General features: G+C 29.2%; 15 protein-coding genes. All 15 read right to left on the bottom strand.

Going from position 1 to position 14,867, the window contains the following annotated elements; all coding sequences use genetic code 11:
- The gene (hprK, locus tag L988_RS07435; RefSeq protein WP_047383041.1) at positions 1-1,929 is read right to left on the bottom strand and encodes an HPr(Ser) kinase/phosphatase; all 1,929 of its coding nucleotides are present in this window, start codon (positions 1,927-1,929) and stop codon (positions 1-3) included.
- An 11-nt stretch (positions 1,930-1,940) separates the two neighbouring features.
- On the bottom strand, positions 1,941-2,129 hold the full coding sequence (locus L988_RS07430) for a hypothetical protein (RefSeq protein WP_047383039.1): 189 nt from the start codon (positions 2,127-2,129) through the stop codon (positions 1,941-1,943).
- A complete protein-coding gene (locus L988_RS07425) occupies positions 2,119-3,363 on the bottom strand; it encodes a folylpolyglutamate synthase/dihydrofolate synthase family protein (RefSeq protein ID WP_047383038.1) in 1,245 nt (414 codons plus the stop codon). The genes L988_RS07430 and L988_RS07425 overlap by 11 nt, the downstream gene beginning before the upstream one ends.
- Before the next feature lie 31 nt (positions 3,364-3,394).
- On the bottom strand, positions 3,395-4,090 hold the full coding sequence (locus L988_RS07420) for a 5'-methylthioadenosine/adenosylhomocysteine nucleosidase (RefSeq protein WP_047383036.1): 696 nt from the start codon (positions 4,088-4,090) through the stop codon (positions 3,395-3,397).
- A 12-nt stretch (positions 4,091-4,102) separates the two neighbouring features.
- Positions 4,103-4,978 (bottom strand): lysophospholipid acyltransferase family protein, encoded by an 876-nt coding sequence (locus L988_RS07415; RefSeq protein ID WP_047383034.1) that lies wholly within the window; start codon positions 4,976-4,978, stop codon positions 4,103-4,105.
- A gap of 102 nt (positions 4,979-5,080) precedes the next feature.
- A complete protein-coding gene (locus L988_RS13655; RefSeq protein ID WP_047383032.1) occupies positions 5,081-6,265 on the bottom strand; it encodes a L,D-transpeptidase family protein in 1,185 nt (394 codons plus the stop codon).
- Positions 6,266-6,276: 11 nt separating this feature from the next.
- Entirely contained in the window at positions 6,277-7,722 is a 1,446-nt protein-coding gene (gene gatB / locus L988_RS07405; protein WP_047383031.1) for an Asp-tRNA(Asn)/Glu-tRNA(Gln) amidotransferase subunit GatB, read from the bottom strand.
- The gene (gene gatA / locus L988_RS07400) at positions 7,722-9,167 is read right to left on the bottom strand and encodes an Asp-tRNA(Asn)/Glu-tRNA(Gln) amidotransferase subunit GatA (protein ID WP_047383029.1); all 1,446 of its coding nucleotides are present in this window, start codon (positions 9,165-9,167) and stop codon (positions 7,722-7,724) included. Before gatA ends, gatB begins: the two co-directional genes overlap by 1 nt.
- A 19-nt stretch (positions 9,168-9,186) precedes the next feature.
- The gene (gene gatC, locus L988_RS07395; protein ID WP_047383027.1) at positions 9,187-9,477 is read right to left on the bottom strand and encodes an Asp-tRNA(Asn)/Glu-tRNA(Gln) amidotransferase subunit GatC; all 291 of its coding nucleotides are present in this window, start codon (positions 9,475-9,477) and stop codon (positions 9,187-9,189) included.
- Positions 9,478-9,496: 19 nt separating this feature from the next.
- The gene (locus L988_RS07390) at positions 9,497-10,201 is read right to left on the bottom strand and encodes a pseudouridine synthase (RefSeq protein WP_052191746.1); all 705 of its coding nucleotides are present in this window, start codon (positions 10,199-10,201) and stop codon (positions 9,497-9,499) included.
- Complete coding sequence (scpB, locus tag L988_RS07385; RefSeq protein ID WP_047383073.1) at positions 10,188-10,721, bottom strand: SMC-Scp complex subunit ScpB; 534 nt, start codon at positions 10,719-10,721, stop codon at positions 10,188-10,190. The genes L988_RS07390 and scpB overlap by 14 nt, the downstream gene beginning before the upstream one ends.
- A gap of 14 nt (positions 10,722-10,735) precedes the next feature.
- The gene (locus L988_RS07380; RefSeq protein WP_047383023.1) at positions 10,736-12,244 is read right to left on the bottom strand and encodes a hypothetical protein; all 1,509 of its coding nucleotides are present in this window, start codon (positions 12,242-12,244) and stop codon (positions 10,736-10,738) included.
- Positions 12,245-12,256: 12 nt separating this feature from the next.
- Positions 12,257-13,303, bottom strand: coding sequence for a rod shape-determining protein (locus L988_RS07375; RefSeq protein ID WP_047383022.1), 1,047 nt, complete (start codon positions 13,301-13,303; stop codon positions 12,257-12,259).
- Positions 13,304-13,324: 21 nt separating this feature from the next.
- On the bottom strand, positions 13,325-13,903 hold the full coding sequence (locus L988_RS07370) for a nucleoside triphosphate pyrophosphatase (RefSeq protein ID WP_047383020.1): 579 nt from the start codon (positions 13,901-13,903) through the stop codon (positions 13,325-13,327).
- Entirely contained in the window at positions 13,827-14,492 is a 666-nt protein-coding gene (locus L988_RS07365) for a hypothetical protein (RefSeq protein WP_156111940.1), read from the bottom strand. The genes L988_RS07370 and L988_RS07365 overlap by 77 nt, the downstream gene beginning before the upstream one ends.
- Between the last annotated feature and the right edge of the window lie 375 nt (positions 14,493-14,867).

Here is a 14,867-nt window from a genome sequence, read left to right as displayed (position 1 = left end):
TTAATTATTTTCTCTATAGTTTTTGTTTTTCAACTCTTTTAGATAAACTTCTTCAGAATTATATCCCATTCTTTTTGCCATTAAATTCATAACGGCTATTTCAACCATAGCTGCAGCGTTTCTTCCTGAAGATATATATAACTTTATTTTAGGAATCTCATTTCCTAAAAGTATCTCTGTCGATTCTTGATAATCCATAGCTGTTAAATAATCTTCACTTTTTAGCTCTTGCAGTTCAATAATTATATCTAATCTTTTACTTATTCTTACTGCTCCAACGCCATATAAAGCTTTGACATCTATTATACCTAAGCCACGAATCTCCATAAAATAAGGTAACTTTGAAGCTCTTCCTGTTATATCTCCAATAACTCCCTTTTCGAATCTAACAGAATCATCAGCTATTAATCTATGACCTCTATGAATCAATTCTAATGCTGTTTCACTTTTTCCTATTCCACTTTTACCCGTCAATAAAACACCAAAACCATAAAGTTCAACAAACACCCCGTGAACCGAAGCCGAAGGTGCAAAGTAGTTCTCTAAATATGCACTAAAGGTTGCTACTACATGACTTGGTCTGTCTAATTTTGTTTCTAATAAAATTATATTTTTTTCAATAATTTTATCCAAGAAATAACTTGGTATATTTTTAACTCCAGAGATTATTATTGCTGGAAAATCCTCTTCTAAATACCTTTCTAAATTCTTTTCTTTCTCTTCTACAGAGATACTTTCTAAATATTTAAATTCGGTATCCGTAAATAGTTGTAATCCTTTATAACCCTCTTCTCCATACATATCAAAATAACCTGTCAAAGCTAATGAAGGTCTGTAAACTCCTGTTGTTGTTATATATTTTGTATCTAAATATTCCTCTCCATTTAAAACATTTAAACTAAATCTTGATTTTATATATCTTACTGGCATACTTGTTTTATCATTCACAACTAAACCTCTCTTTTTATTTTCTCTATTTTCCTCTATCAGCTTTTTAGATTCTTTCCAAAAATATTCAGCTGAATTTACCCCTGTTTTTTTCAATCTATAGTTTATTGCTGCGGTTTCAATTATTATCGCTAAATTTCTTCCTTTTCTTACCGGAAGTGTAACTTTAGGAATTTTAAAACCTAAGAACTCTTCATGTAATTCATCTAGTCCTAATCTATCATAGAATTTTTTTTCATCCCACTTCTCTAATTCTATCAAAAGATTTATTTTCTTCTCTTTCCTTGTGCTTTTTATACCAAAGTGTGTTGTGACATCTATATCATTTCTATCTTTTCCAAAAAGATAAAAGTGACTATCACCATTTTCTTTATCTGCTGTATTTGAGCCTAGTATAAACCGATTTGCTATATTTCTAATTTTCAATCTTGTGTCTGTTATAAATTTATGACCTCTCTCAAGTAACTCAACTGTAGCCCCAAGTCTTGCATCTTCATATCCTGTCAATAAAAGTCCAACACCATAAACATCTAAAAGAATATACTCATCTATTAAAATCTCTTCTGCTAAAACTTTTTGTAAATAAAATTTTGCATTTCTTATAAACTCGATAGTTTTATTATTTGACTTTAATACTGGTTTTTTATATTTTTTAGCTATTTCTACAATTTCATTCACTATATGATTTTCTAAAGTCACAATCAATGCTGGAAATGGGTAACTCATATAGCGATTTAAAATTTCCCTTCTTTTCTCAAAATTCATTCTTTCTAAATAGCTAATCTCTTTTCTTCCTAAAACATTTACATTTGTTAAAAGTTCTTCTCCTTCTGAAAAAAAACCATTCAATTCATATCCAACTCTATATACACTTTGAGTTTTTATTTCTGATTCCATTTCAACATCTAAAAGAGGAACTAATCCTAAAACATCTGCTAATTCTTTAACTTTTGGAAACTTTCTTTGTTTAATTCTATCCATTTTAAACTCCCCTAGTTAACTTTGTAAAACTCACTCTCTCTTTCTTTATAAGTTTTATCTATTTCTTCTAAAAAAATCTCTTTTTTTTGCTCTCTTTTTATATATTCAGATTTCAAAATAATAATTTGCTTATATAGATAATAACTAATAAGTAAAGTTGCTACTAATACTAAAATTTTAAAAAACCCTTTATTCTTCATTCATCAATACTTCCTCTTTGAATTTACTTAAAAGATAGAATGATCCGCAAAATAAGATTCCTTTTACTTTCTCTTTTTTTGCTAACTTATAGGCTTCTACTATACTCTCTTCATATTTTTTATCCACTTTATTTGACGATTCATAAAGCTCTAAAGCAGTTTGTCCTCTTTTATTCTCAGCTAAAGACGTAAAAATTATATTTTTAACACATGGTTCTAGTATCTCTAATATTTTCTTATAATCTTTATCTTTTAAAATTGAAACTACAGCTACAAGTTCATCTTTTTTATATCCTAATTTTAAAGTATCACAAAGAGTTTTCATTCCATCCTCATTGTGAGCCCCATCTAAGATTAAAACCTTATCATCTAAAGGAATTATTTCAAATCTACACTGCCACTTTACTTTCTGAACCCCTTTTTTTATGATCTCGATAGGTATCTCTAATATTTTCAATACTTCATATGCACATAAAAAGTTTTTATATTGATAATCTCCAAATAACGAAAACTCATATTTTTCATTATCTAAGTTTATGATAGTTTTAAAATTATCAAAATCTAAAATATACTCTGCCTTTTCATATTTTTTTAAAACATTTGTATAATCTTTTGTTTTTTCCTCTATCCCTTTTAAAAACTCTAAATCAGAACATCCTACAACTACTTTTGATTTTGGCTTTATTATTCCAGCTTTTTCTCCTGCTATTTCATATATTGTTTTTCCTAAAAAATCTGTATGATCTAAGCTAACATTTGTCACAACACAAATATCACTCTTTATAATATTTGTTGCATCAAATCTTCCACCCATACCAACTTCAATCACTGCAAAATCCACCTTCTTATCAGAGAAATATTTAAACATCATCGCTGTTGTTACTTCAAAGAAAGTAGGAGTTATTTCTAACTCCCTTACAATATTTTTTATATATGAGTAATAATAAGCTATCTCTTCATCGGTTATCTCTAATCCGTCAACAGATATTCTTTCATTAAATTTAAGTATATGGGGTGATGTATATTTTCCAACTTTATTTCCCGCTTCTATTAAAACAGTTTCTATCGTTGTCGATGTAGATCCCTTACCATTAGTTCCAGCTACATGTATTGTTTTATAGTCAAATTGTGGATTATTCATAGCTTTGCAAATATCCTCAATATTTTTTAATCCTAATTTTATTCCATGAAGTGAATATGAATATAGCTCCTCTAATAATTTCTCAATATTCATAAAGCAATCCCCCTTATTTTAATTTAAAAAACTATAACGCTTGTAACATTCCTTCTATTATTATTTTAGAGTTTTGTGCTGCTAATTTTACAAACTCATCAAAGTTCATATTTGCATCATGGTTTGCTTTATCTGATATTGATCTGATAATTACAAATGGTTTATTTAAAACTTGGCAAACATGTGCTACTGAAGCTCCTTCCATCTCTGTACATTCTCCAGTAAATGTTTCTCTTAACCAGTTTATTTTTTCATTAGAAGCAACAAATGTATCTCCACTTACTATAGTTCCCACAAAAACTCTCTCTTTTCCAAAGTTTTCTTCTGCAACTTTTTTAGCTAAAGCTGTTAACTCTTCATCTGATTTAAATTTAGAGTTTTCCATTCTTGGAATTACCCCATGCTCATATCCAAAAGCTGTACAATCAAAATCATGCTCTATTAAATCAGTAGATACAACAATATCCCCTATATTTATTTCTGGATTCAATCCACCTGCTACTCCCGTGAATAAAATCTTATCTACATTAAACTCTTGAATTAATAGTGTTGAACAGATCGCAGCATTTACTTTTCCTATTCCACACTCAACTAAAACAATCTCTTTATTTAAAAGTGTTCCTTTGAAAAATTGATATCCACCAATCTCTCTAGTTTCTTCAAGATTCATAACCTCTTTTAATTGTATTACCTCTTCATGCATCGCTCCAATTATTCCTAATAACATTTTTCCTCCTAATTAACTATTTATATCTTCTTTTTTTATTTTTTTTGATAATTTCCATCTGTCATGGAACCACATCCATTGATTTGGATGATTTTTTATTATACTCTCTATTGTATCCATCACTATTTGAGTATTTATTTTTACATCATCTTTAAACGAGCTCGATCTTACAAGTTCTATCTCTTTTGTGAAATATGTTGTACATGTATTATCTCCATGCATAACATTATAGCCTATAACCAGAGGCAAGTTATGTTTTAATGCTATATTTATAATTCCCGTTGGCGAAACTGTTTCCTCTCCAAAAAACTTCACTGATGATCCTTTATCTCTATGATCAGTAAATAAAGCAACCATATTTTGTTTTTCTATCTCTTCTAACAACTCTCTTGAAGTTTGTTTCGATTTTTTTAACAGTGTCACGTTTAATTTTTGTCTAGCATCCGTTATAAACTTATCGATGTATGGATTTCTTTGAGCTTTAGCCACAGTCACTGTCTTATATTTCTCTCCAGCCTTTAAATTGGCCTCCATATTTCCCATATGAATCAATGCTACAGCTAAGCCACCCTTTTTCTCTTTTAAATCCATAACTCTTTGAAAATCCTCTAGAGAAACATTTGTTTTTAAATAATCCTCAAACCATAATGTTGAGATAAATGCTTTTGCCATTATTTTATATGATTCAATCGCAATTTTTTTTCTCTCTTCAAAAGTTTTATCTGGAAAAGCCAATTTCAAATTTGCTAGTGCTATCAATCTTCTTTTTTTTATCAGATAATAACCTAAAACTCCTAATTTTTCTGCAAACTTAAATCTTGTTTTCTCAGGACATAACAACAAAAGATGTCGAACAACTTTAAATATTAAATACTGAAGTTTGTACATTTTTTTTATCACCTATCCAATTAGTTTTGCAGATTTATTATATCATAGAATAAGCAGTTATGCTATTCTTATAAAAAAGGGTGAGCTAAGCTCACCCTTGATTTAAAATACTATTACCATTACATTTTCATCTGGTCTTTGTTCATTTGATTTTCTATTAACTTTACCATTAGTTACCCAATCAAACAGGAATTTTATATGTGATTCCATATTTCTAATACACTTTCTTGTTCCCTCAACTGTTCCTAATGTTCCATCTTTCTCTCTTAAGAAGAAATCTCTATTGATATTTTCTTCAAAATTGATTGGTGTTCCATGAATATATCCACCACCAGAGAAACGAATAGCATATTTTGCCATTCCAGCTGCGTTATTATACTCATCTCTATATCCCATCTCATATTTTAAAACTGGAACTATGAAGTAACCTCTAGGAGTTTCAAATCCAAGAGTACTTTCCATTCCTGTTTTATTTAATGTATAAGATATTAACTCCCATCTACCATCGGGATTCTTTTGGAAAATACCTTGATTCTCATTTTCTAAATCTATCACGATAGCTTTTCTAAAGTTTGCATTTACAGCTGGATATCTAGTTATAACATTTTTACTTACTTTCAATGGTTTCTCTTTTATCGAAAGAGCATTTACAAATACATCATTTCCACTAACAGATTCAACTGACATAAGTGATCTGTCAGGAATATGAATTACTTCTCCATTATAAGTTGCTCTAGCATTTTGATCTGCCGAAACTCCATATTTATCTTTTGCTCTATTCATATTCTGATTACTTGGATTAGGAACGTAAGTATTTATTGATACTAATTCTCTTCCTTTTCCAGATTCTGTTTGTAAGAATTCAGATAATTTGTGCACTCTACTATTCATCTCTTCAAATCTAAATTGTCTTAATGTTACTAGCATAGCTGAAATATATCCAATTACTTTATTTCCATTTCTATCTTTCAACTCTACTTTATACCATTCATTTCCATTTGATTCAACCTTCTCTAATACTTTCAATTTAGTATTAAATGGAAATCTCACAATCTCTTTAGAATAAATTGACGAATCCTGTCTTATCGGAGCATCAACGCTCTTTATAAAAACATAGTTTAAATATTCTGGCTCAGCTTCGTTGTTCATTATATTTACGTGAACACTCATTGGTATTATGTTTTCATATTTTTGCTTTACTGTTTTAGCAACCGCATGCGCTGGTTGTGTTAAAAAAGTAAGCCCGAATACCATAATCCCTAAAGAGATCAATTTGCTTTTTTTCATTTATAACCCACCTATTTTAATTTCGATTCCATTAGGTCTGTTACTATCTTTGGATTTGCTTTTCCTTTTGATAGCTTCATTACCTGTCCTATTAATCCCTTTAAAACTCTTGGTCTTCTTCCTTCATCAGAGTTTTTAAAGTCCTCAACCATCTTAGGATTTTCAGCTAGTACTTGATCTACTATTCCTTCAATCTCTCCTAAGTCAACAACTTGTATCATTCCTTCTTCTTTTACTATAACTTCAGGATCTCTACTATCATTTAATTTAATAGTAAATAACTCTTTAGCTATTTTTGAAGATATTACATCTTTTTGAATTAGGTTTATTATTTTCCCTAAATCTTCAGATGAAACTTTTGATTCCTCAATTGTTTTACCACTTTCTTTTAAATCTCTTAAAACTTCTGTCATTATCCAGTTTGAAGATAATTTTGGATTATTCGTTACTGAAACTACTCTCTCAAAATAATCCGCTAATTCAATCTCATCAGTTAGAATATTTGCATCATATTCTGGTAATCCATATGCTTCTTCAAATCTTTTTAATTTAGCTGTTTTTGATTCAGGCATTAACTCTTTAACTCTTTCAATCTCTGAATCTTTAATTACAAGTCTTGGTAAATCTGGTTCTGCAAAGTATCTATAATCCATTGCATCCTCTTTACTTCTCATAATTCTTGTTACTTGAGCTTCATCATCCCATAATCTAGTTTCTTGATCTATTGTTTCTCCGTTTTCAATCGCTTCAATCTGTCTTCCAATTTCATAGTCTATTGCTCTTGCTACAGCTTTGAATGAGTTTAAGTTTTTAACTTCTACTCTTGTTCCATAAACTTTACTTCCTTTTTCCATAACAGAAATATTAGCATCACATCTTAAAGATCCTAATTCCATTGAAACATCACTTATTCCAGTATACTTTATTGTACTTTTTAAAAGGTTTAAGTATTCGTAAGCTTCTTCAGAAGTTCTTAAATCTGGCTCAGATATTATTTCTAAAAGAGGCATTGAAGCTCTATTAAAGTTTATTAATGATTCAGAACCAGCATGTATTGATTTTCCTGCATCTTCCTCAATTTGAATTCTTGTAATCCCAACTCTTAATTCTCTTCCTGAGTTTAATTTAACATCTAAATGCCCTTTTTCACAGTAAGGTTTTTCAAATTGAGTTATTTGATAATTCTTAGGTGTATCTGGATAGAAATAATTTTTTCTATCGAATCCACTTATATTGTTAATATTACAATTTAAAGCTAAAGCTGCCTTTATTGCATATTCAACTACAGTTTTATTTAATTTTGGTAACGCTCCTGGATGTCCTAAACATATTGGACATGTATGTGTATTTGTTGGAGAATTATCATAGTCTGCACTACATCCACACCATACTTTTGTTCCTGTTTTTAATTGAAGGTGTACTTCAAGTCCTATTACCGATTCCCATTGTCTCGCCATTACACTCTCTCCTTTATCGCTTTTTCAAAAGCATCTCCTGCTTTTAAGATATCTTTTTCTCCAAATGCTTTTCCTAATAGTTGAATTCCAACTGGCAACCCTTCAGTCATTCCCGCTGGAATTGAAATTCCTGGAATTCCTGCTAAGTTTGCCGGTATTGTAAAGATATCCTCTAAGTATAGTTCCACTGGTGACTTTTTAGCATCTAATCTAAAAGCAGGTCCTGGTGTTACTGGAGTAAATATAATATCTACTTGTTCAAAAGCCTTATCAAAATCATTTTTTATTAATCTTCTAATTTTTTGAGCTTTCTTAAAGTACGCATCGAAGAATCCAGCACTTAAAACATAAGTTCCTATCATTATTCTTCTCTTAACTTCGTCTCCAAATCCTTCGCTTCTTGATTTTATGTATAGCTCATCTATATTAGCTGCATCAGTTGTTCTATGTCCATATCTTATTCCATCGAATCTAGCTAAGTTAGAACTCGCTTCTGCTGGAGCTAACACATAGTATGTTGGTGCTGCATATTTTGTATGCGGTAATGAAATCTCTACAATCTCTGCACCAAGTGATTTGAATGTTTCTAAAGCTTCGTCTACAACCTTTTTAACTCCTGGATTTAGTCCCTCTATAAAGTATTCTTTCGGAACTCCTATCTTCATTCCTTTAATATCTCCAGTTAAATAATCTAAATAATTTGGAACCTCAACATCTTCAACCGTTGAGTCATAATCATCTGCTCCAGAAAGAACATTTAAGCTTAATGCTACATCTTTAACTGTTTTTGCAAATGGTCCAATTTGATCTAGTGATGATGCAAACGCCATAAGCCCGTATCTTGATACTCTTCCGTAAGTTGGTTTTAGTCCAACTACACCACAAAATGCTGCTGGTTGTCTAATACTTCCTCCTGTATCAGAACCTAAAGAGATAAAGCATTGATTTGCAGCAACCGATGTTGCTCCTCCTCCACTACTTCCTCCTGGAACTCTATCTAAATCCCATGGATTTTTTGTAGTTCTTTCATATGCTGATGTTGTTGTTGTTGATCCCATTGCAAATTCATCCATATTTGTTTTTCCAATTATTATAGCATCTGCATCTTTTAATTTTTTTACAACTGTAGCATCATAGATACCTTCATATCCTTCTAATATTTTTGATGCTGATTGAGATGGTTCTCCGATAGAAACCATATTATCTTTTATAGCCACTGGAACTCCAGCTAAAGCTCCTACTGCTTCACCATTTTGTATCTTTCTATCAACTTCTTTAGCTTCAGCTAAAGCTTTTTCTTTTCTTAAAGATACAAAACTTCCAATCTCTTTATCAGTTTCTTCTATTCTATCAAAAATAGCTGTAACAACCTCTTCAGATGTTAGCTCTCTATTTAATATTTTCTCTTTTATTTCAAAAGCTGTTAACTCATATATTTTTTTCACAGAAAAATCCTCCTTTTAATTATTCTCCAATTACCTTCGGTACTATTAATGCTCCATCTTCTGAAGCAGGGGCATTTTTCATAGCCTCTTGAGGTGTTAAAGATTCTTTTATAATATCCTCTCTTAATTTTACTCCAGTTTCATGAACTTGTACTAACGGTTGTACATCATCAGTATTTATTTCTCCTAGAACATCTATGTAATCTAAAATGTTATTTAGATCTGCCTGGAATCTTACAATTTCCTCTTCATTAAATTCTAATCTTGCTAATTTAGCTACATTAAGAACCTCTTCTCTTGTTAAAGACATCTATTTTCCTCCTGTATTTCTATAATGATTTTAAATATTTTATCTCTTGCGATGTTAGCTTTCTATATTTTCCTGATTCTAAATCTCCTAGATTTATCTTTCCAATAGCATCTCTTCTTAAGTACATTACAGCATGCTTAACAGCATCAAACATTCTTCTAACTTGACGATTTTTACCCTCTCTTATTGCTATTATAACCTCACTTTTTCCTGCAGCTCTTTTTAATATCTTTGTCTTAGCTGGTAAAGTAGGACCATCGTCTAAAATTATTCCTTTTGCTAATCTTGAAAGATCCTTATCTCTAATCTCTCCTTTTACGATAGCAAAATACTCTTTATAAACCTCTCCTTTTGGATGGATAACTTTATTAAAAATATCACCATCATTAGTCAAAATTATTGCACCCTCTGTATCTGCATCTAATCTTCCTATAGGATATAGTCTCTCTTTTGTATCTATTAAATCTGTTACTGTTTTTCTTCCTCTATCATCTTTCGAAGCACTTAAAACACCTTTTGGTTTATTAAGTAGGAAGTAAACTTTCCCTTCCGATTTAGGTTTTTCAAATAACTTTTCTTTTATATAGATCTTGTCCGCATCCGTAACTTTTTGGCCAGGCGCTGTATCCTTTCCATTAACTTTTATATCTCCATTTTCTATAAGTTTATCTATCTCTCTTCTTGATGCATATCCATTTTGAGCTAGATACTTATTTATTCTCATCGGTTCCATTTAATCTCTCCTTCATTATTTCATATTGTGGTAGTTCTTCCACTGTTGAGATTCCTAAGTACCCTAAAAATTTATCAGTTACTTCATATAAGTTTGGTTTCCCTATTGCCTCTTTTTTCCCACATACTCTTACAAATTTTCTTTCTTCTAATGTTAATATAACTCTATCAGTTGATACTCCTCTTACTGCTTCAATCTCACTTTTTGTTACTGGTTGACGGTAAGCTATTATAGATAACGTTTCTAGTGCTGCATTAGATAATTTCTTAGGTTTTACATCCTGTTTAAAATATAAATTTACTATCTCGCCACATCTAGGATTTGTTATTAAATAAACAACTTCTTGATCTATCTCTAAGTTTATTCCTGTATTAAAACGTTCTATTTTTAAAGTTTCCAATATATTTAAAACCTTTTCTATTGATATAGAAAAAAACTTACTTAAATCTCTTATTTTTATCTCTTCTCCACCTAATAAAAGTATTGATTCGATCTGTTCTTTTATTCCAATGGTATTATTTTCTATCATATCAATCCCCTATAATGAATATTTTCTAAATATAAAAATATCTCATCTAGATCAAGTTGACTATAATTCTCCTCAAAATTAATAAAATAATCTATGCTATAAAATATTTTATCACTTTCAATCAAAAAATTATTTTTATAAAGTAAAAGTGCTAATTCTAAATTAATTTTTCTATTAATATTCTCATTATCTTTTAAAACTCCTAAAGAGTTATCAACTTTTGTTAGTAAATATTTAATATTCTTTTCTCTGTCAATCTCTTCTAAAATATTTAAATATTTTATATATTCATATTTTTTTATATTTCCACTACTATTTAAAATTTCGTCTCTTACCTTTTCAACAATTTCATTTTTTATAAAAACTGAATCTTTATAAATTAAATCTGCTAAATCTAATCTTTCTAATTCTGATAAAAACTCATAAAATAAAATACTGTTATCTAACCATTCACCTTCTCTATTTAATATGCTTCTATAGGCTTCCGATACATCTTTTCGTATTTTTTCTATATTATTATCTATCATTTTTTTTTCAATAGTTTTTCCTTCTAAATTTAATAGCTTTAAATTATAATAATACGAATAGACATTTTGAATATAATCATACTTATTATAATTAAACTTCGGAATCTCTTCGTATCTATTTAATATAACATTTAAATATAGGACTTTCAATTGCCTTATATACTCAACTCTGCTAATGTTCATAATCAAGCTATTTTGAGCATAATTACTAGATGAAATAAGATAAAATTTTTTTATTTGATTAATTACATTACTTCTTAAATATTTATATTTATTTTCAAATTCTTTCCAAAATCGTATTTCTCCATTTAAAAGTTCTTTAAAAGTTTGTTTTGGAAAAGTTGGATTTTCTTTAACTAAACTTAATTTTAAAAAATCATCTTGTTCTTCACTTTTTATATCTTTAACTAAATATATTCTCTCATCTAACTCTTTTAATAAATTTGATTGAAGTACTTTAACCTTAAAATTTTCAAAATCTCTTTCTGTTGCAACTAATAATTCAGAATTACTATCTTTAAATATATTTAAACTTCCATATTTATAGTAGTTCTCTTTATTTTCAACAACTACACTTTTTATCAATGGAGAAAACTTGTAAACTAATTTATATGATCCCTTCCAATCTAGCTTATCTAAATTTGTATAAATATACAGATTATTTTTATTTTCGTTGGATGCTATGACATAACTTTCTATAATTTGGTTATTAAAAAAATATTTCATGTGAAAAATATTTTTACCATTTATAAATTTTGTTTCTGTATAATAGTTTCTAGCTTTATAGACTTTATAATCTTTAATTAATAATATCTGTAAATTTGATAAAAAATCTTGTATATTTTCATCTTTGTTTCCAATATTTTTTAAAATATTATTTTGTCCATCATAAAAAAGAGCTATCTCACCATTGGTGATGAGATAGTCTGCTCTCAATATTGAAGTTATAAAGAAAAGTAATAATATGACTTTTTTCATAAGTTCCTCTTTTTAATAATCACTTTCTGGTGAAATTAAAACTCTTTTATACTTATCAAACTCTTTTAAAAGTTGCTGAATTCCATTTACAACTGCATTTAAAGGATCTTCCGCTACTGTTACCTCTAAGCTTAAACTTTCTGCAATTCTTTTATCTATTCCTCTTAAAAGTGCTCCTCCTCCTGCTAAGTAGATTCCTTTTCTTTTTATATCTGAAGATAATTCAGGTGGTGTTTTTTCTAATATTCCTTTGATTTCTTCAATTACTAAAACTATAGCTTCTTCTAACGCTTCCGCTATTTCCGATGAATAAACTTTTACATTTTTTGGTAATCCACTCAATGCATTTCTTCCACTTATTTCGATGAAAATATCCTCTTCTAAATCTGTTACTGCTCCGACAGCTATTTTTATCTCTTCAGCTGTTTTCTCTCCTATAAATAAGTTATGTTTTTGTCTTATATAATCAATTATTAAAGAATCAAACTTATCACCAGCTATTTTCAGTGAAGATGTTTTTACAATTCCTCCAAGAGATATAACTCCTATCTCTGTTGTTCCTCCACCAATATCTACTACCATATTTCCTTCAGGTTCAAATATATTTAACCCGATTCCAATTGCTGCTGCCATAGGTTCTTCTATTAAGTAAGCTTCTCTAGCTCCCGCTTCTCTTGTAACATCCATTACTGCTCTTTTCTCAACTTGAGTTACACCTGCAGGAACACAAATTATAACTCTTGGACTTGATAAACTTTTTCCTCTATTTACAACTTTATAAAACTCTCTCAGCATTTTTTCTGTTATTTCATAGTCTGCAATTACACCATTTTTTAATGGTCTTATCGCTTCAACTGTATGTGGAGTTCTTCCTATCATCTGTTTAGCTTTATCACCAACTTCAAAAATCTCTTTTGTCTTTGTGTTTATAGCTACAACTGATGGTGCATTCATTATTATACCTTTATTTTTTACACATATTAAAGTATTTGAAGTTCCCAAATCTATTCCTAAATCATCTGAAAATATTCCTAAAACTTTTCCAAATATTTTTTTCATTATAACTCTCCTTAAATTAATTTATATTTTATTTAAACTTTCTATTGTTATTCCTAAATTGTTTAAAGTTTTTATAAAATGATTTATTGGAAACCCCATAATCGCAAAGAAATCTCCATCTATCTTATCCACAAAAATAGATCCCAATCCTTGAATACCATAAGCACCAGCTTTATCCATCGGTTCTCTACTTTCTACATACCATTTTATCTCTTCTTCACTTATACTCTTAAAATAGACTCTACTTTCCACAGCATTAGTTATATCTATATTTTTAGCTAAATTTACAATCGAATAAGCTGTAATTACTCTATGATCTCTTCCTGAAAGAGATCTCAACATATTTTTAGCTTCCTCTTCAGTTCTAGGTTTTCCCAAAATAACCCCATCTATTTCTACAACCGTATCTGCACCTACAACATACTCATCTCTGTTCTCTTCTGCTACTGCTATAACTTTTTTCCAAGAAATATCTTTTATTTGATCTACAACATTTTCCTTTTCACTAACTTCTTCAATGTCTTTAGTCTTTATTTCCAATTGAAATCCCAGCTGGTTTAATATCTCTTTCCGTCTCGGAGATTTTGATGCTAATATCATGCTCTTCTTCCCTCTCTATCTCTTCTATATCAACGATTTTTTTAATTTCATCTTCCTCTAATCCATCAAAACTCTCTGAATCAATACTCATCAACTCATCCTCATTATTCCCTAACTCTTCTAAACTATCTTTCTCTTGGTATATCTTTTGAATATTACATATCTCATCATATATATCCTTCTCTAATTTAGCTTGTTTTTCAAGTCTAATTCTCTCTTCTTTTAATCTTTTCTCTTCTCTTTTACGAGCTATGTGTCTTTTGAAAAGATTAATTATAGATAAAATTGATTTTCTTATCATTTTTCCACAAATTATAATTACTGATATAAAGATTAAAAAAATTAAGCAACCTATAAAAATATCCTCTCTAACATGTGGAAATATTTTTAAAAACGTATATAACTCTATATATCCAAGATTTATATTTAAAAGTCCAATTTGAATAATATGTTCTTGAACTCCGTCGATTGCTATTTCACCTAATTTTCTTAAACTATCTACTAAATAAAGATACCCAGTTGCTATTCCAAGAATTATCATAAAAACTAACCTTACTTTTAAAACTACCCTTTTATTTGGATTCTTCATAAACAAAGAAAATCCATAAGTTATTAAAAATACCCATAGCATTTTTTCATATATTCCTAAGTATTCATGTAGGTATAAATATACATTATTTATTTGTAAAAAATTTGGATAAAAATAACCTAAAAAAAAGTAAATCAATGAAACAATGTATATAACTTTAAAACTAAATAACATCTTTATATTTTTCATTCATGCACCTTTTTATTAAACTTTTTTCATAATATTGTACCATACAGATATAGAGTTTTCAAGCAATTAAGATTTGGGTAATAAAAAAGTAGACTTCTTTGAAGTCTACTGTATAATGTCTATAAAGTGGTGCGAGAGGAGGGACTTGAACCCTCACGTCGAAACGCCAGATCCTAAGTCTGGTGC

It is taken from the genome of Cetobacterium sp. ZWU0022 (assembly GCF_000800875.1).
Taxonomy (GTDB): domain Bacteria; phylum Fusobacteriota; class Fusobacteriia; order Fusobacteriales; family Fusobacteriaceae; genus Cetobacterium_A.
Note: the sequence above shows the minus strand (reverse complement) of the source record. Positions and strands in the feature narration are given on the sequence as shown.